Below are 19926 nucleotides of genomic sequence, written 5' to 3'. Positions count from 1 at the left end.
GAAAATCAATACTTCTTTACTTTCCCGCTACCACTAATATGTGTAGTTACCTGCGGATTGCCCATATAAATGATATTACCACTGCCGCTGATAGTGGCATCCAGGGTTTGCGTAGCATTGACCTCGCAGGTGCCGGAGCCCGAAATGGATACTTTTACATCCTTACTAACCAAGCCAAATGATCTAATCTTCCCCGAGCTCGAAATGCTTTGGTCGGTGTTGGTTGCTGTACCCCATAATTCCATTAAACCCGAGCCTGACATATTGCTATAAATCTTTTCGGTATTAACAGGCAATTTTACTTCGCCCGAGCCGCTGATATTCAACTTAACTTCCGAAGCAAATAAAACCGGTGTACCATGTATTGAACCGCTGCTTTGTAAATCAACAGCTCGCAGGTTTTTCACTGGAACGTAAATATCAACCCGGCCATGGTCATATTTGCTACGATAATCGCGGTAATAAATACTCAATGAATTATTTGAGTTTAATTCAGTTACAATTTCGGGGACGATATTGTCTTCGGCGTATATCCGTACTGAGCTAACAGAGTCTTTATGCAGTACCACATCAAAATCGCCGCTGATGGTAACAGCATTAATCTCGCCCAAAGCGCGTGTTTCTGTAACATAATATCCCGAGCCTTCAATGGTATTCCTGCAGGAGCTTATTATTGATAGGCCTAAAAAAGCAAATAGAATGAGAGTTAGTTTTTTCATGTTTAGTAGTATTTTAACCTAAAAAGCCCTCAAGACAAGGCAACATTAAGTTTTTGCAATATCTTACCAGCTGACAAGGTGTGTTACAAATTACTTGTTCACTCGAGTTGCATTATGGCTCATTTTCTCCACCTGCAACGAATTATAGTAATACAATGATATATCGGCATAATTATAAGAGTTACCCCTACCCATTATCGAGGTGGAGAAATGCTTTTGTTTTTGTTTATTAGTAATGTACTCATTGTTGTGCCAATAGCCGCAATTGTAGGCAGTAGCATAAAACCTTAGTTTCTCGGTTTCCGAAGACCATCTTTTGTTTTTGAATTTTTGTTCGCAAAGCTGATAGAATGCAGCCAGATACAACACCTGCATTTGCCTCGATTCGAGGTTTTTCACAATTTCTTTTCGTTTACATTCCTCATCCTTCCCGTTCATAACAAGCAGCTTGAATACTTTCGTCAGTTTGGCTGTTTCTGCATCAATCATTAATCGTTCAACAAACGAAGGTTTCATTTGAAAGTTTCCGATGGAAAAATCAGCATAATCATTACCAAAGGAAACGTACAAAATTTTCAACCCGCCAATTTCCATCTGATCGCGCAGGGCTGAGTAGCGTATCAACTCAGGGAAAACGATTGCCTGTGCAAACGTTGCGGGTACCTTATATTGGCATAATGAATCGACAATCCACGCGTTGTTTTCCCAAAATCGTTGAGCACGTGTATAGTCATCCTCAAACTTCTTACGAAAATCGGCAGTTTGGGCCTGGCTATAAAATGCCTGACCCAGACATGTCAGCAGCAGGAAAAGTTTAAAGTGTTTTTGCATAACGAGTAACTGAATAATCCTGCTTCGAAACGGCAACCCAGCTTAAAACAGTTTTGCCATTTTGATTGGATGAACCTACACTGAACCCGTCATCAATTTTGCTGCCATCACTAAAATGCAATTGATTGTCAACTAAAGCCGCCCATGCCGATCCGTCGCTGTTCAGCCAAATATCTCTCCAATCCGAACCAACAGTACGTTCAAATTCTTTTAACACTTTACCGTTTAAAAAGACCGTTTTCTCGTTGGTAGCTAACAGATGATTATAGGCATCGTACCAAACACTGTTTAGTTGTGGATTAATCACTTGTTTGTTGCCGCTAAGTGTTGCCAAAACAGATTGCATGCCACCTGTTTGAGCATAGGCTGCTGCTAGGTCTTGTCCCCAAAACGCAGCATCGGTAAATGATGAGTTGACCACTATCTGCCCGAAAAGCTGTCCGCCTTTGGCTAATTCAATCTTCTTACCCTCCTGGTTAACCAAGAACTTTTGCTTGTTGTTGTCGTCAATATCAATCGAAATCACCGCCACAAACTTTGTTTTCTGCGGGTTGACTTTCATGGCATCCAGGGTACTGAACGGGCCGTGCTTTTTACCGTTAAAAACAATGTAGGTATTGTCGTTATCTGTTTTAATATAGTTCTGATAAATGGCAATCATTTCCTGCGGGTCAATATTGTCGCTTTGTGTCTTTGCTGCTTTATTGGTTTGCTTGAGAAAATCGAGCGGAATGGTTTTAACAGTGTAAGGTCCTTTTTTAACGCCGTTTTCAACCACATAGCGGGCGCCGCTTTTGTTTACAATTACAAGGCCCGAAACCTTGTTATCACTGCTCACCATAATCCTTGATTCTCGGTAATCAATGCGTTCCCCGGCATCAAGCTTATAAATTAAAGTTTTTTCAACACCCTTAAGGGCTTCGCTACTCGAAGGATTTGCCCTGTTTTCACTACTTGTGCTGCCGGTTGCCGATGAGCTTTCCTGAGCCGTTTTTTCTCCGCTAACCTTTTCGTCGGCCTTATTAAGCTGTTCATTTACCTTGTTTTTGATTTTATTGAGCAGTTGAGCTTCAGAAGGAATAGCCAAGTGCATCAATAGTGCAACGAGCGTAAATCGATAGATTGTTTTCATGAATAATTGTCTTTAAGAGATTTAGTTGAATGAGTAAAAGTGTATCCAGTGAATTAATACAAATTTAAAAGGATACTTCCGACGCTTTTTCAGTAGTAATACTGATTTACATCTAAGTAAAACTACCTGATTTTGAATCGGTGTTTATCAAAAAACAACAATTGGATCAAAGGAATTTTGTGACTTGATTTTAGGAAACTATGAAAATGATAAATATGATGGGGAATGGAAAGCCTTTGATGAGAACCGGAGCATTGATGCATCATTACATACAATTAAAACAACTATATTTGTAACAAATCTCATTTATGGAACTTATATCGCCTAGCATTGGTCTTATTTTTTGGACTACATTTACTCTTTCTTTAATTATTATCCCAATTATTGCGCTCATTAGTCTATTAAAAACAACATTTAGAGACAGTACTACAAAGTTAATTTGGCTCGTAGTGATTTTGTTTGTTCCAATAATAGGATCAGTTTTATATTTTACTATTGGTAGAAAGCAAGCGTAAAACTATTAACACATCACCTAGTTAAAATTGCCTAAGAAAGGTCCAGAGATACAAATCCTCTTTGGCAGGCATAAAACGTTGCCTGCATTTTAATTATCAATTAATCGTACTATTGATAAAAAATCAAAACCATGTTTTCTAAGATGACTGTAAAAGCTTTTGCGCTTGTTGCTATCATTCTTTCATCTTTTGCACTTCTATTATGCATTGCCAAAGCTTTACTTTTAAAGACTACACTTGCCCTTGTTAAAGGCATTGTTTCATGGACAATTTTACTTTGGGCCAGTATCATAGGCTTTAAACTTTGTTCATCATACAACCTCTATGACGATGAATATGAAATAATAGGTCCCAGAATTTATACTATTATTTTAGCTTCCATAGTATTTATATTAGTTGAATTTCCATTTGGAGCATTAAACTCTTTCTCTTTACTATTTACAATTTGGGAACTTATAGTAAATACATTTGGGGCATTAAACTCTTTCTATTTACTATCTACAATTTGGGAACTAAAAGAATATACTTTGAGTGTATTTGTCTCTTTCTCTTTACTAACTTCAATTTGGGAACTTAAAGTAAATTATGATCAATGGGAGTATAATAATACTACTACTGAGATTGTTTCAATTAATGACACCAGTAAATCAGAAAATGTATGACTTCTAAAGTAGTAAGCAACACAAACATTCACTTTATGTCGGATGGGATAAAGACATTTTAAAAACAAAATTCGACTTCAATTCGATCTTAAAGAAAACCCTAAAAAAATAATGTTTTGGAAAGGTAAATTTTATACTGATATCAAGACAAAGTGAAGAAGGCAACAGCTGATAAACTCAATAACCATTAGGATTGTTAATTCAATAGTATAGAATGAAAAAAATATTAATAATAAATGGAAGTGCAAGCGAAAAATCTTCAAATCAAAAACTTATTGATAACATTATAAGCATAACGAAAGAATTCTTCAATGTTACAATTTTCAATAATTTAAAAAACCTGCCTCACTTCGACCCCGAACTTTCTGAAAATAATACTCCCAAAATAATATTAGATTTTAGAAGTGCTATTGAAAAATCAGACGGAATTATAATTTGTACACCTGAATATGTTTTTAGTATACCAAGCGGACTCAAAAATTGTATAGAATGGTGTGTTTCAACAACAGTGTTTTCAGATAAACCTACTGGATTAATTACAGCATCTGCAAGCGGAGAAAAAGGACACGAAGAACTAAAGTTAATTATGAAGACCTTGATGACAAAAACAACCAACGAAACAACATTATTAATTCAGGGAATAAAAGGAAAACTGAACGAAAGAGGAGAAATAAAAGATAGTAAAACAGTTGATGAGTTAACAAAGTTTATTCAGGCGATTAAAGAACTAACAGAAAACAGCAGCAGCTAATATCGTGTTATAGGTCTATTAAGTTTACAGAGACCACCTTATAGCTATGAAAACACAAACCAACCCCATGCTTCCAGCATTACTATCACCATGTTCTTTTAGTGGGTAATATCTTGTTGTAAGTGTTGTACTCTGTTAATAAATAATTTTATCAGCAATGTTAGCAGCTAAGTCGTCAAGACTTACGGTGCCGGTGTTACAAAGAATAATTATCGTAGAACCATCCTCCAATATATGAAACAACATAGCTTGTGCGCCCATTATTGAGCCGGGTCTTTTAACAATTGTGTACATTGTATGATTGATTTCATAATTTTTATACACCCAGACACCATAGCCATACTCACCAAGCCCTGAAGTAAACATTTGATTTAAAGTTTCCTGTTTTACTAGTTTGCCTTTAAACAAAGCATTTGCAAATTTTAAAATATCGCCTGCAGTTGAATACATGGCTCCTGCAGCATACCAGTTGCTCCAATAAACAGGTAAATCATTTGAGAGTATTTTTAAATTGTCTCTGTAAAAATAGGTGTCGGCAAGTTTCTCAATAATTTTTTCCTGCGAAAGCAAACCAGAATTATCCATTTGCAATGGCCGCCATATTTTTTCCCGTAAATTATCTTCATATGTTTTGCCTGTTATCCTTTCAATAATTTTCCCCAGAATAATAAAATCAGCATTATTATAATCAAAAACTGTCCCCGGCGTTGTAACCAGTGTATCGCTGCAAAATTTTGTAAGCATTTCGTCTGACGTGTTCGGCGTTTGATACTGTGGCATTCCATTCTTTAATACCTTTTCAAGTGTGAGTCCATCATCCATATTCTTCATGCCAGACGTCATATTCAGCAGTTCTTTTACAGTAACTATATTACCGGCTGCTCCTTTATAATCAGGTAAATAAGTAGTTATTATTTTGTTTAAATCTATTTTTCCTTGCTCATACAATTGTAAGATAAGTACAGATGTAAATGCTTTTGTGATAGAAGCCACCCTATATCTTGTATCGGATGTGTTGGGTATTTTAAACGGAAAGTTGGCGAAGCCAAAGCTTTTGTTGTAAGTTACTATTCCCTTTTGCTCAATAAGTATTGTCCCATTAAAATTGTTTTTTGCAACAAATGAATCAATAAACAAAGCAACTTTTGTTGTTTGCGAAAAAACACTAGTGAGTTGTGTAAATAAAATAATTATCAGAAATATTTTTTTCATGTGTGAATCATTTGTTTAAAGCTATTTTGCAGAAGAAATATGTTACAGGTAACCGCAGGTTGTTGTTAATGGCGTGCAACATTTCCGGCGCGAGAAAACTGCGCCGTCATTGTTCGCCTTTACCGTAAAGATATTAATTAGGTTGTAAGTTGTGTCTAGTTGTTGTTGTCGGCTTGTTTTATTCGCAGCGATGAGGGACTGGAAAATCATAGGATGGACTATTCAAGGTAAATAATAGCTTATTCTTCGACTATTATTCTCTCTTTAATTTTATCTCTATTTTACTCCTTAATTAGTTAATCCATTCGATTAATCAATAGCAGAAATTAAATTAAAGGTCTCTTAATGAATTAAGGATCAATTAATACGATTTCACTAACATGGAAAAAGAAGTAATTGATATAATTAAAGAAGGTCAAGGTGGATTAAACTCTATTAAAAAACAGAGAGACGGCTTTATTGGTGCCAAGCAAATAGACATACCAGCATCGATATTGGTCAAACAGATAAACCTTATTTATATTACCCATATAGGCTATTACCCAAACGCAGAATTTCATTATAGAATTAGAGAAAATGGTTGTGATGATTACATTTTGATCTATTGCTTGAATGGAAAAGGATATTATAAATCAGCACAAGGAACCTTTACAATAACACCGAATCAATTTATCTTGATTTCACCTAAGGAATTTCACTGTTACCAATCTGATATTGAAACTCCATGGACAATCTACTGGGTTCATTTTACCGGAAAAAACGTAGAGGGGTTAATTAATAATTTAAACCTTAAACGTTTTTTCATTCCAACCGATTTACCTTATAATGAACAGATTGTAGAGCTATGGCAGGAGATGTTTAGTAGCATTCAAGAAGGATTCAGTTTGGAAAATCTAAATTACGCCAATCTCTGTTTGTGCAGATTTATCACTTTTTTCTTATTCCCTGAAAAAACTAATAAAAAGGTCAAAGAATCGAGTACTGTAGACCATTTAAATCTATCAATCGCCTTTATGCATGAAAATATAGATAAACGGCTTTCAGCAGAAGAGATTGCTCATGAATTTAATTTTTCAACCTCCCATTACTCGGCTCTTTTTAAGAGAAAAACAGGCCTGTCTCCTATCGAATATTTTATCCGAATAAAAATTCGATATGCTTGTCAATTACTTACGCAAAGCAATCTTATCATTAAAGAGGTGGGTCAAAAAATTGGATATGACGACCCTTATTATTTCTCCAGGATATTCAAAAAAGTAATGAGCTGCTCCCCTATGGAGTATAAAGCCTTACATGACAGATCGACTACTGACTCTATACCAGGCAATTAACCTCCGATAACAAAAAAAGCCGTTCCTAAAAACGGCCTTCATCACCTAATGATAAATCATTTATTACTCTGGGGGTAAATATCGGGACATGCATAGATTTCAAGAATGGAGATTTCCATTGAAATAATACACTATTCAACTAACTTAATTCAGATATTTCAGAAGGATGGGTTGGGGATTATATACTGATGAAGAATCAACTGATATATTGATGGAAAACAATCTAGTATATAAAAGTCGAGGGTTTCATCAGCATTTTGGAAAAAACAACACCATTCTCAACAACAACTTTGCCTTTAGTGACCGGTAAATAAAGAGAGGCTGCTTAAAAAGTTAAGGAGCCTCTCTTATATTATTTACTGCATTTTAAATTACTACTGACAATGTTTCTTTAACTTCTCCATTTACCCGCACTTTTATTTTCTTCTGTTCTTTTGAAGTTATTTTATAAGAAATCACCTTACCATTTTCCCAGCTGCATTCAACGGTAAATCCTCCTCTGGCTTTTAAACCTTTGAATGATCCTTTAGCTTCCCAACTTTTAGGAATAGCAGGCAACAAACTGATTTCGCCCGCATGACTCTGCAACAACATTTCAGGAATAGTTCCGGAAATACCAAAATTACCATCCAATTGAAATGGAGGATGAGTGGTAAAAAGATTAGGAAGGGTATTGTACTTTAATAATCCGCGAATCATCATTCCCGCTTTGTCTCCATCACCTAACCTTGCCCACATTCCACAACGCCAAGGCCATGACCAAGAACGACGGCTGTCTCCTATCGTAGATTCCACTGTAAATGGAGTATTAATATTTTTTCCGTAATTGCCACTTCGGCTACGTAAGGAAATAATTGCCGCTTTCGCTAGCTCCGGAGTGGTTGTTGGACTGATTTGATGGCCTGGATACACCGCAAACAAATGTGACGTATGACGGTGCTGATCATCCGGATCATCACGATCTGTTTGCCATTCCTGCAGCTGTCCCCAGCGTCCAATTTTATTTGGCCCCAAATGAATCAACATATCTTTCACTTTACCCTGATAATCAGCATCTACACCCAAGGCGCCTGCAGCCTCCAGGTAATTTTGAAACAGGTCCCAAACCAATTGCTGATCATGCATTACTCCATCTTCCCGAGGACCATGTTCTGGCGACCAACCATTTGGAACCAATAAAGTTCCATCGGGCATTTTTTTCAAACGGTCTTCCCAGTAGTTGCATATTTCTTTTAAGATAGGATATGCCTTTTGTTGCAGATAGTTTTTGTCCTGAGTAAATGCCCAATGCTCATATACATGCTGAGCGTACCAGGCACTGGCAGGAATATTCCATTCCCAACCATTACCTCCATAAATACTCTGACTGGTACGAGCTGTCCAGCCTCGTGTATTTTGACCAAAAGCTTTTCGTGTTGCAATACGACAAGGCTCCTGAGCGGCAATAATAAAATCAATTAATGGCACATGGCACTCTGATAAATTGGTTGACTCAGCAGCCCAGTAATTCATCTGCACATTAATATTATTGTGATAGTCGCTGGCCCAAGGAGGATTATTGCTATTGTTCCACAAGCCTTGCAAATTAGCAGGTAAGCTGCCGGGGCGAGATGAACTAACTAATAAATAGCGTCCATATTGAAAAATAGTTTCCTCCAAATCCGGATCATTGCTACCTGCAGCATACTGTTTTAACCGAACATCAATTGGTTGAGCAAGAACTGCATCAAGAGTTTTTCCAACATCAATTGTTGCAGCTGCATTGAGCCTTGAGATATCCTTAATATGTCGATTTAATAGATTCTTATAATCCAGCTTTAATACTGCCGCTTGCTCCTTTTCAATTACAGGCATTGGATCATCACCTCTCCACCCCGAGTTGTAATCAGGCTTATAATTGGTCCGAGCATCCAAATAAACAATAAAGGAGTTGCATTTATCGAAAACAAGGGTGTTTCCTTCCATACGAACCGATCCCCCTTCATTTACAATAAGTAGCTTAGATGCGTATTTCAATTTATTTGGCATCTCGCCAAGAAAACTCAACGTTTTGCCATTAGCCTTACTTATAGCTCCTTGTGCTGATGTCATTGAAATCTTTCCTGACAAAGCACCTTTTTTACTAGCAGCAAACCTGAATACAAGCATTTGATCAGGATTGCTGGCGAATGATTCGCGGATAAATTTTATGCCATTGCTTTCGAAAGAGGTATTTTGTACACCAGTCGTCAGGTTCAAGGAGCGAGTATAAGCATGTACTGTTCCAATATTATTAAAATCAACCACAAAACGACCAAAATCACGATACGAGCCAAAACCGCGATCACCGGTTTCATAATCTCCATCCCAATTATTATCACCTGACCAAAGGCTTATTTCGTTGAATTGAATAGTATCAGTGTTAATGCCTCCCATCATCATGGCACCCATACGACCATTGCCAAGAGGCAAGCCTTCGGCATGCCAAAGCCTGGCTGGCTGTTTATACCATAATCGCAAATCCTTTCCATTATCGGCATAAGAAACCGACGTTGCAAATAACAAGGCAATTGTAAATGCTTGTTTTAGTATTTTCATATATAATGTATTTCCAGTTGTCATAAGTAATTAATTAGAATAACTCTGAATGAAAAAAAGCACAAATCAACTCACTTTTTGATTCCTTTCTTGTTTAGTCGCCCTTTAAAACGGCTTTTGCCTTCAATGAAAACCTCCATTATGATTCTACCGTCAGGGAGATCTTCAAGATTATAGCTAAATGTGCCATTTTTTATCCCAACATACTCGTGCTGCTGGTACACTTTTCCATCCACAGTGAACACTACCTTCATTTCACCCGTTTTATTAGAGATGACAGTCAATTCAGTATTAGAGGTAATAGCCCGTGGATACAAAGAGAATGCGTAATTAGCCTGTGTTGTATCGGCAATGAAATTAGAAGTAGCGACAAAACTCAGCTTCTCGCCATCGCCGCAATCGCTCTCGAAGGTGTAAATGAGGTTTCCTTTCAAATCAAACATCCGCAAATAGCCATCGCCATTCTTCGGCTCTGCCCAAAATTCCAGCCCATTGCCTGCTGAGTCTGTCAGGCACAACTCATATTTTCCCTCTTTCAACCGGATGGTATCTTGGTAAAGGGAATCGGGGCTCAGCTCCGGAGCTGCCCTATGAAATATTTTATTTCCAACTGAATCTATCAAATAGACATCATTATCCATCGGTTGGTTGTTTGTCTTGAATTTCAATACAAAGTTGGTAGGATAAAGCTCAGGAGCCGTGAAGGTGGTGGTTAGCTCATTGTCACCCATCCATGCATCTGCCACTCCATTGGGTTTAGATAAAGTAACTGTATACGTATTTATTCCTTGTTTGAATTGCACCGGTTCCTGCAGTATAATTTCGGTGGTTTTATTGAACCCCAGGTCGCCCTTCCAATGGTAAATTCTTTTGGGGAATCCCTCTGTGCCATAAGTTATAGTGAGCTTTTTCAAATTGCGGGAACCCAGGTTCCGGACAATAAAGCGAGGATTGAAGGCGGCAGGATTCAGACGCGAAAATTGCTGCTCGTCTGTAGGCACAACAATCTGATCTAAAGTCACATCCGTTTTTTGAAGCGGTGAAGAGTAGCTGTATAGAAAGGCGCTAATATTTTCCTCAGCCTGGATATTGCCCGTAGCTGTATAAGGCTCCATCATTATCGAAGCTGTGTGTTGACCTGCAGAAGTTGGCAGATCGATGATGTCGGGCACCTGCAAGTCGCCGGGGCACCAGTAAGCGCGGTTGTAAACCCATGTTCCACCCTGAGGGTAAAGAGGGTTACTTCCACATTTCTTCCATATATCACGACGGTCTACCAGCTTGCCATCCATGCGCAACTCGCGCCAGCGGGAACAAAACTCGCTGCACCCCTTTGGTTTGTCCATACCGTGGCCTGTATGCTGTATCCTGATACGGCTAATGGCTGTGCCGAATGGCGCCACATAGCTGATAGGATGCAGAGAATCCGCGATATTATATTTGGGATCACCATATTTGAAGGCGCCATTCCAGAGCGTAGTGATACCAAGTGGCCGTACAACAGGTGGGCCGGAAAGTATTTCAAAATCAATTGTCAACGCCCAACCGACTGTTTTATCCTCATATCCGGTATGAACGTACACAATCTCTACACTGTCTCGCAGGAGGGGTTCAAAATCGGTCACATCAACTTTCCAGGTCCAACTCCACCCTTTATTGTAAATACTTCCGTAAGGGGTAAGCATCCGCCCAATCTCACAATTGTTCAATTTCCCATGCTCCCCACCTTTTCGGCGGATATATATGCGGTCCAAATAATCCCAATGAGCAGTACGGATGCTATCGGGGCTGCCAAGCGTTACATGCATAGTTATTTTTCGCACAGGCAATGATTCGGATGGAAAGACGCCCCAGGCGGGAAATGGATTGCTCCCGGACATTTTGGTGTCGCAGATCACTGTTGTTCGATGATGCGGCACCACATGAATGACCTTCGATTTTTGCGCGTAACAACTGACAGAAAGTACTAAAAACAAAAAAATTAAAAACTTTTTCATCAAAGGGATTGAGGTATTTATTGTAAGGCTCCAATTGCTGTGGCCTAGTTTATTCTCCTGTTCATAATGACCTATTTCTCATTTCCCTATTTTTTATTGGGTTTTAATGAGATGAGCAGGCGTTATTTTTTCAAATTTTATCTATCTCTAAATCTATCAGCTTTTGAGCCGGTACATTTATTCTTTGCTGGGAAAACGCCTGAGTATGTACCCCTGCCCATCCAATAAAGGCCAATACAATATGAATTTTCTTCATAAATAATCTATTTAATGAATTATACCATCAACTGATGCTGCATTTACCTGTGACAATATTGCAACTTCACCATTTTTCTTGACCATTACTTTTATCGTTTCCCCTGCTTTAACCTGAAGTTTTGGCCAACTCAAAAAATTAACATAGCCCATTGGCTTAACAGCTTCATTACTGGTTTCTGCAAAAACAGAAATAGCAGCTTCATAGATGGTTGGATTTTTTAATGAAAGTGTAATTCCGGTGTCATCATGCTTTATAATTGATGCCTCTACGTGGTCAAATACTTGTAACGTTCGGGTATCAGTTTGCAAATAAATACCGGGCAGTTCCATGACCATCAGTATGCCGTTGGTCTCGGTCCATGAATTTCGTGTGTGAATAAAGTTCCCGATGCTGCCTTTACCTTCGGCATCAGAAGGTTGAATACGTTCCATCGAAGAGCCTATTAAATAATTAGTAGTTACATGATTAGGCATATTTGTCGCTTCAACATTTGCATGCTGTATATCCCTAATCAAATCAGCATATAGTTTATTACCCGTTGCACGAAATAACTTGAATAAATAATCACCCGAAGCAGTACATATACCGGGTGCAGCATGTTTGTTTTGAATGCTAGCCCATAAAGCACCTGCCATATGGCACCCAAGTTTAGCGGTAGTAGAATGTTCAGGAAAAATCGGATCATAAGAAATGGCCCATGTAGAACAAAGAGCCGCCTGAACTTCTGCTTTTTTCAACCATTGAGCGTCATTGGTAACATAATATAGAGCCATTAATGACTCCAAAAAACCAAAGGCCGATTCAGAATTAGCATCCTGCGATATATCTCCACAGTCACCACCGGTAAGCCCTTGCTTTACCACATCCCTCTGATAATAATAGTCAGCAGCTGACTTTGCCGCGGTTAAAAAAGTAGGTTCATTAAAGTATTTTGCTGCCAGAGCCAATCCTCCCGGGGCTATAGCGCCGGCAGTAGAATTAAACACTGCAATTTCTCCTGTTTCAGGCACAATGTACTGCCCGAATTCACCATACTTATTCCAGGTGGTTGTAAAAGCTTGTGCTAATTTTTTTGCAGAGGTTTCCCATTTCGGTTTGATGAACGAAGCGAGGCCTTGTCCTTTTAACAACAACAGATGCTTCATAAACCATAGCAGTACATCACTATTTTTCCTAACCATTGCCTGAATGGCAGGAAAATCAGGATGCATTTTCTCCGGACGGATTTTGCCATCACTTGTAATTCCTCCGTAGAAGAAACCGCTTTTACCCTGCAGCTTATTTACAATAAAGTCCAGTTCCTGCCCTACCCTGTTACGTTCTATGTCATCGTTTAAGGCTAGCATAGGATATGTGTTCATCATACCACTAACCCACCCTAATTGAAAATGCCTATTATTTTCTGGCAAATAATAATTCCCTACCGGGTTCTCCGACCAGTTATTACGACAAATAGTAGTCCCCAGCTCAATCTGTTTGCTCATCGGGAGCTGATTGCGCGGCTGATTGGGCATGGTGAATCGCTTACGAACCTCCATAAATTTTTGAAGCAAGGCTGGAATGTCATTCGCAGGAAATACATATACACGAAACTGTAATGATAATGCGTCTCCAGCTTTCCAATCAGGGGCTTTATCCTCGCTTGCATGAAAATCGCCAAATCCTGCGGCCAGTTTACGCATAGAGGGTGCGGAAATTTGGAATGAACTGCTATCCTGCTTTGCGTTTTCAGTAATTGTTAAGCCGCTATTTCCAAACTTTGTTTGTTGATGAGTGATTACAATAAAACCCTTCTTTTCTTTGGGAGAAAAAAAACACATTGCGGGAGTGGCGGCATTGCCTGTTTGCAATTCTATTAAAGACTCCTTTCCTTCATCTATCTGTAAACGAGGATTATTGGAAATAGTAAGCGGCACCTTCGGATTGTAGTACATTTCCTTTGGATAGTCTGGATTGTAACCATTTCCAATTGTCCGATAGCGATTACCATTATAAACAATCGCTGGCACTAGAACATAATTATTTCTACTCCAATTGCTAAAATTAAATGATGCCGCAAGAGCAGTAGAATGAGCCTCTCCTCTGTTCAAGCGACAATTAATAGTAATGTCTAATGCATCAGACTCTCCGCTTGTTTTTTTTGAAGACAACTTCAATTTCCAGCTACTCTTTAGACTTTCTTTACTTGTTAAATTCTCCTGATGGGTCAATATAGTTCCATTATATTGTCGAATCGAAACCCCAAAAGAACCATGTATTTGCTGTAAGAACTTTGCTAATGACTTATCTTCTGTTGTCTGAGCCTTAGCTGCTCCCCAAAGAAACAGCAATGCAATAAAACCCTTAATTTTTGAAACGTTCATATTTAATCAGGTAAGAGTATTACATGATACTATTTTTACTAATCATAACTGTTTGTTGAACAGTATTTGAAGTACATTTTGTCTTAACGTCTGGTTGACCTCCTCCCACACTGATTGTCAGTTCTCCTGTTGGCTGATAACGCTGACCATTATCATCCACTAATGATAGGTGTTCAGGGTTTAGAACGAAACGAACCTTACGACTTTCGCCTGATTTCAGAGAAATTCGTTGAAATCCTTTGAGCGCCCTGATTGGTGTTTTATTCTTCAACTTTGGATATGCCACATACAGCTGTACCACTTCTTCCCCATCTTTCCTGCCCACGTTTTTCACATTTACTTCAACTGTTATGGAAGCACCTGTTTTTATGTTTTTAGAAACACTTAAACCACTGTAATTAAAAGATGTATAACTCAAACCATAACCAAATGGATACAATACCTCTCCATTAAAATATCGGTAGGTATGTCCCTGCATATTGTAATTATTAAACTTTGGTAAATCCGTATCCCTTTTATAGAAAGTAACAGGTAATCTTCCAGCCGGATTGTAGTCTCCAAATAGAACATCCGCTATGGCAGTACCTCCACTTTGTCCTCCATACCAAGCGTTTAAAATTGCCGGTATATTTTCTTGTTCCCATGGCATGGCAATGGCACTTCCCGTAAGCATAACAAAAACAAGGGGCTTACCGGTAGCTTTAAGTTTTTTTAATAATGAGGTTTGAATGGCCGGTAACAGTATTGAAGTACGGTCACCTCCGTCAAAACCTTCGACATTAACGGGCATTTGCTCCCCTTCTAATTCAGGTGAAATTCCACCCACAAATACAATGGCATCAGCATCGGCAACTCTTTGTGCTATCGCTTTCAGATCGGCCTTTTGTTCTGAACCTTTTTGCATGCGGATCATAGCTCCATCTTCATTCTGCCAATATTCCAATACCATTTTATAATTCACCCCCTTCCGGGCGTTCCATTTAAAAATACGCTTACCTGGTTCATAGCCCCAACGGTTAACAACTAAACTATCGTTAATATACAGGCGGTAACCATCATCACCTTCCATTTGCCACGAAATAGTTTCATCTTCTTTCGTAGAAAAATCAGCAGTAAAGCGAGCTGAATAATGCCTGGCCCTAACTCCTCGAGCAGGCAATTGTCCTTCAGGATAAGCAAAATTGATATCATTTACCACTGTTTCATACACTGGCGGACCCTTCAATTCTTCATTATTGAAATAAGAAACCTTTATTCCTTGTTTCTTCTCATTTGAATAGAAACTAACATCATTATCAGACAAAAACAGAGTTTCTCCAACATAGTTAATAGCAGATTCATAAGTAATTTCCGTATTGGTCCCAACCTTATCACGAATACCATCTAACACCGACACAATGCGCGAAGGAACACCATTATAATTGCCAAGCATCGCTACCCGGCTGTCAGCGTTGGGGCCAATTACAGCAATACGTTTCAAAGATTTGGACAAAGGCAAAAGCTGATTATCATTTTTCAACAACACGATTGACTGTTGCGCCATTTTAAGTGCATGTGCTTTGTGTTGAGGTGCTTCCAATGTACTAAAAGGAACTTGTGTATAATTTACCTTTTCCTTTGTATCAAACATTCCCAAGCGATAACGAATGGTAAATAAACGCTTTACGGAAACATCAATTTGTTTTTCATCTATTATTCCATTTTTCACTGCATCCACCAATGATTTATAAACAGAAGTGCCACATTCAACATCGGTACCGTGCATTACCGCATCAGCAGAAGCCGCAGCAGTTGTTTTATGCGTTTTATGATTCTTCACAAAATCGTCAATTGCCCAGCAATCGCTAGTTACATAACCCTCAAACTTCCACTGATTTCTCAAAATTTCATTCATCAGCAGATCGTTAGCGCAACAAGGTTGAGTGTTTAAAGCATTGTAGGCACACATCACTCCGGCAACTTTTGCATTTACCACCAACTCTTTAAATGCCGGCAAGTAGGTATCCCACAAATCATATAAAGTTGGATTCACATTATCGGTATGCCTTGTAGGTTCAGGACCACTGTGCACAGCATAATGTTTAGCACATGCTGCAGATAAAAGATATTTAGGATCATTACCTTGCAAACCACGCACAAAAGCAGCTCCAAGTTTAGCTGTGAGAAATGGATCCTCCCCATAAGTCTCCTGTCCTCTGCCCCAGCGAGGATCACGAAAGATATTGATATTGGGTGTCCAAAATGTCAGCCCTTTATAGCGTTCCTTTGTTTTGCCCTCTTCAACCGCCTTATTATTAATAGCGCGACCCTCCATAGCCGAATAATTCGCCATTAGCTTTAAGGACGTCGTATCCCAGGTTGCAGCCATACCTATAGCCTGTGGGAACACCGTTGTTTTATAAGGCGTACGAGCCACTCCATGTAAGATTTCATTCCACCATTCATAAGCAGGAATGCCAAGTCGCGGAATGGCAGGAGCGGCATTTAGCATTTGGAAAACCTTTTCCTCCAATGTTAACCTGCTTACCAAATCATTCACCCGTTGATCAATTGGCAAAGATGAATCCCACATTGGTAATCGCTTATAATCCTGCGCATGCAATATTGCAGAGCAAAATACAAGCACCACCCATACATGTCTTTTAACCGTGTTTATTATTTTATTGCTTAGCATTATCAATTTATTAAACCTGCATTTCGTCCTATCAATTACAATAATCGATTGGTCTTTAAAAATGCGGATTTAGATAGCTCAAAACCTACATTATTTTGGTAAATTCTTATGCTTTATATGCAAAACTTTAATGAAAACAGTAATGAATTTTACAATTATCTGCAAACTTCCACTAATGCAGCTGGATTTTGAACATTACAATGAGTATAAATAACACCTCAAGCCCTTTATGGTACTACAAGACATTTAATCTAATCGGGAATTGACAGTAGTTGCAAAATTTAGATCAGCACCTATATTTGTTAAATCTATTGTTAATCTTTTAGCATGATTAACAATGATACCGAAACATGCTATCACAGCGGATACCAAAAATTTCTAACTTCAACAAACATTTTAAAGAAGTAAAAGGTCTTTCGCCTCGGGATTTTGTAAACCAATATAAATTAGCAGAAAGTGCATAGAGAATTTAGAACTCTTGCACTTGAAAACTGAATCTGAAAAAAATAAGCCTAAAAGAATTGCTTCTTAAAGGCTTATTACAGCAATATATTAATGCATTTCTATTTGGTTGAAGTTGTAGATGCGGGATATTTCTCATCCCTCTTCAACGATACAAACAGTTGCTTGCCGGATCCATCTGCATTTACTTTATATAAGTTCCAATGATTGGCATCTAATTCCTCCAGGTGAAAAGATTTAGAACCATCGGCCAGTTCTTTTTTAACCCACCGAGGAATAGCATTGGCAGCCCTGGCGTTTTCCCAAGTACGTATTGCTTTAAAAATTTCATCTTTCTGCGGACAACTCTCAACATCTTTCTGATTTAAGACTAAGCTGTAGGTTGTCCCAACTCCTACAGAGATTGCTTGTATATGCTCGTATTGGCTAACTGTTGAATTAGCATTGATCGGAAAATTACCGCCCATACCAACAGGGAAATAATTAGCATAGGTTACATCCCGAAGGTCTTTGCCTTGACTGGTGGTACTACCCCATTCCCTGGTTTCTACATCATAAAGGTTTTTCCCTCCCCCAACGTTCCAAATACTTTGATAATGCCATGAACCCTCCGATAAAGTTGCTCCGGTAAAGCGGATATAGGGAACGCCCAACGCTGATGCTTTCTCAAACATCTTACGGAAGAATCGCTTGGCAGAGTAGTAACCATGACCATTATTAAATAAAAATTCCTGACCATCAAAATCATAATAACGCAAACCATTGATGGCACAAACATCAGCATAGTATTCTGCGATCTTATCCTGTAGTTCCATATTAGGGATCACTCCATCATAGCCGTAATTGACAGTCACTTGTAGTTTATAAACAGCATCGCCCACAGAATGGTTAGCCGGTTTAGTTCCCCAGTATCCCCTTTTTACATTTAAAAGTCGATAAGGAGCTTTGTCAGAGACACCAAGGTAATGAATCAGTTCCTTACCAATTTTTATCATATTTAAATTGGCACAATGGCCTTCCCAACTGGCAATTTCTTCCATATAAGTCGGGTCGTCTACTATCAAAATTGTATCAGTTGGATTAATACTTTTCGCCAATAAACGTTTTTGCTGATAGCATATACTGTCACTGGGCACAGGACTGGCATCCATAGTCCCCGGAGCCAAAGAATTTGTGATAGGAGTTCTGCCTATTGTAATACCGTATTTTGCTGCCATGTCGGCAAATTCTTTATGCGACATATCCCCCGAACTTAACTTTAGGGGCTTCTTCTCAAAATAATTTCCATCAATATAACCCTTATTCCCGCGGTCAGGCCTCAAGAAACCTTGGTCATATAAGCTTATTGTTTTAAAGCCTAACTTATTGGTATAGGATATAATATTATCATATAACCCGCCGGCGGTAAGAACATCGGGAACATAAGCAGCAGGATCCTTAACCCATTTTCCATTAATAGTTGGATATGGAAGCCCTTCAGATTTTACAATGTTCTGTACAACATCCATCAATGCCGTACTATCAGGACTGCCCCATAAGGCAACCGATGAACCGATAAAGTCTATACCCGGTAATGGCTGCACGTCAATATGATTAGGTTTATTGGCTTGCATATTAGGAATAAGTGAGTAATAAACCTGCCTTTTGAAAGACCTATCCCTTGATTGGTAAACAATGGATATTCTCCCTTTCTCATCAACGTCTGCAGAATTTCCATACATAATCCTGTAATAAGGCTCCTTGTGTGCATAAAACGCTACATCACTAATCCCATTGCCTCCAAGAGAAAAAACCTGTCCTTCATGCAAATGACTCGGCAAGGGATAACGCTTCGCATCAGGGGTGTGAATAATATACTGGAAAGGAGCAGCATCGCCAATCGTTTTAGAAGTACCTCCCAGTGTATTATCGTTTAAGGCAAGCATACCAATGGCGTAATTGACTGCATCACTGGTATCGCGGCTTACGCCAATTATTTCCCCCATCAAATTGGTAATACTGGTATGAATAGGTCCCCACTGAACATTATCTATATCCTTGCGATTGGTCAGTGAAAGCAACTCCAACCTAAAGTATTTTCCATTTTTGGGTATGATGGATACAGTTGCGGTCGAACCATTCTTGTATTGTAGTACAAGCTTTTGATACTTAACATTGTATACAGCCCTTTGTGGATAGTAATACACATCTTTTACTGAACTATACAAACACAATAAAGGCGAAGGCTTATCAATCGGGCTAAACTCTTTTTGGGAGCTTGTATTTACCATGCTGGTAATATATCCACGTTTGTCGATATGTATTTTAAAATAATTGGTTCGAAAATCAGTCTGTGCCAATACTTGCATTGCTATTGCAAGACTTGATATAAGTAAAATTGAACTCTTGTAAAATCCTTTCATCTTTATGAAACAGGTTATTATTATTCCATCTTTCAACTT

The 19926-nt window shown here is 38.6% G+C and carries 14 protein-coding genes; 4 read left to right on the top strand and 10 right to left on the bottom strand.

Translation table 11 applies throughout. The annotated features are described in order from the left end of the window. Nucleotides 1–5 precede the first annotated feature (5 nt). The 3 genes from L2B55_RS09070 to L2B55_RS09060 all read right to left on the bottom strand — a co-directional run bounded on the left by L2B55_RS09070 (nt 6) and on the right by L2B55_RS09060 (nt 2682). Complete coding sequence (locus tag L2B55_RS09070; protein WP_237850217.1) at nt 6–719, bottom strand: head GIN domain-containing protein; 714 nt, start codon at nt 717–719, stop codon at nt 6–8. Nucleotides 720–809: 90 nt separating this feature from the next. Then, nucleotides 810–1550 (bottom strand): hypothetical protein, encoded by a 741-nt coding sequence (locus L2B55_RS09065; protein WP_237850216.1) that lies wholly within the window; start codon nt 1548–1550, stop codon nt 810–812. Then, the gene (locus tag L2B55_RS09060) at nt 1534–2682 is read right to left on the bottom strand and encodes a hypothetical protein (RefSeq protein WP_237850215.1); all 1149 of its coding nucleotides are present in this window, start codon (nt 2680–2682) and stop codon (nt 1534–1536) included. Before L2B55_RS09060 ends, L2B55_RS09065 begins: the two co-directional genes overlap by 17 nt. Nucleotides 2683–2990: 308 nt before the next feature. On the opposite strand from L2B55_RS09060, the gene L2B55_RS19045 reads away from it, so the two are divergent. The 3 genes from L2B55_RS19045 to L2B55_RS09050 all read left to right on the top strand — a co-directional run bounded on the left by L2B55_RS19045 (nt 2991) and on the right by L2B55_RS09050 (nt 4610). After that, on the top strand, nt 2991–3197 hold the full coding sequence (locus L2B55_RS19045; protein ID WP_420854517.1) for a PLD nuclease N-terminal domain-containing protein: 207 nt from the start codon (nt 2991–2993) through the stop codon (nt 3195–3197). Between the two features lie 131 nt (nt 3198–3328). Beyond that, nucleotides 3329–3859: a hypothetical protein gene (locus tag L2B55_RS09055; RefSeq protein ID WP_237850214.1), complete on the top strand. Its 531-nt coding sequence runs from the start codon at nt 3329–3331 to the stop codon at nt 3857–3859. A gap of 214 nt (nt 3860–4073) precedes the next feature. Beyond that, entirely contained in the window at nt 4074–4610 is a 537-nt protein-coding gene (locus L2B55_RS09050; RefSeq protein ID WP_237850213.1) for an NADPH-dependent FMN reductase, read from the top strand. A 135-nt stretch (nt 4611–4745) separates the two neighbouring features. Here the strand turns inward: L2B55_RS09050 and L2B55_RS09045 are convergent, their stop codons facing one another. Beyond that, nucleotides 4746–5822 (bottom strand): serine hydrolase domain-containing protein, encoded by a 1077-nt coding sequence (locus tag L2B55_RS09045; RefSeq protein ID WP_237850212.1) that lies wholly within the window; start codon nt 5820–5822, stop codon nt 4746–4748. A 380-nt stretch (nt 5823–6202) separates the two neighbouring features. Between L2B55_RS09045 and L2B55_RS09040 the strand changes: the two genes are divergently transcribed. Further along, a complete protein-coding gene (locus L2B55_RS09040; protein ID WP_237850211.1) occupies nt 6203–7153 on the top strand; it encodes an AraC family transcriptional regulator in 951 nt (316 codons plus the stop codon). A gap of 366 nt (nt 7154–7519) precedes the next feature. Here L2B55_RS09040 and L2B55_RS09035 read toward each other — a convergent pair whose 3' ends face one another. The 6 genes from L2B55_RS09035 to L2B55_RS09015 form a co-directional block, all read right to left on the bottom strand. Beyond that, the gene (locus tag L2B55_RS09035) at nt 7520–9730 is read right to left on the bottom strand and encodes a glycoside hydrolase family 95 protein (protein ID WP_237850210.1); all 2211 of its coding nucleotides are present in this window, start codon (nt 9728–9730) and stop codon (nt 7520–7522) included. A gap of 71 nt (nt 9731–9801) precedes the next feature. Next, on the bottom strand, nt 9802–11727 hold the full coding sequence (locus L2B55_RS09030) for a peptide-N-glycosidase F-related protein (RefSeq protein ID WP_237850209.1): 1926 nt from the start codon (nt 11725–11727) through the stop codon (nt 9802–9804). Nucleotides 11728–11857: 130 nt separating this feature from the next. After that, entirely contained in the window at nt 11858–11983 is a 126-nt protein-coding gene (locus L2B55_RS18860; RefSeq protein ID WP_255696572.1) for a hypothetical protein, read from the bottom strand. An 11-nt stretch (nt 11984–11994) separates the two neighbouring features. Then, the gene (locus L2B55_RS09025) at nt 11995–14349 is read right to left on the bottom strand and encodes a hypothetical protein (protein WP_237850208.1); all 2355 of its coding nucleotides are present in this window, start codon (nt 14347–14349) and stop codon (nt 11995–11997) included. A 19-nt stretch (nt 14350–14368) separates the two neighbouring features. Next, nucleotides 14369–17023 (bottom strand): glycoside hydrolase family 3 C-terminal domain-containing protein, encoded by a 2655-nt coding sequence (locus L2B55_RS09020; protein WP_237850207.1) that lies wholly within the window; start codon nt 17021–17023, stop codon nt 14369–14371. Between the two features lie 563 nt (nt 17024–17586). Next, nucleotides 17587–19887: a hypothetical protein gene (locus L2B55_RS09015; protein ID WP_237850206.1), complete on the bottom strand. Its 2301-nt coding sequence runs from the start codon at nt 19885–19887 to the stop codon at nt 17587–17589. Nucleotides 19888–19926 lie beyond the last annotated feature (39 nt).

Origin of the sequence: Solitalea lacus (genome assembly GCF_022014595.1) — a bacterium.
Taxonomy (GTDB): Bacteria; Bacteroidota; Bacteroidia; order Sphingobacteriales; family Sphingobacteriaceae; genus Solitalea; species Solitalea lacus.
Note: the sequence above shows the minus strand (reverse complement) of the source record. Positions and strands in the feature narration are given on the sequence as shown.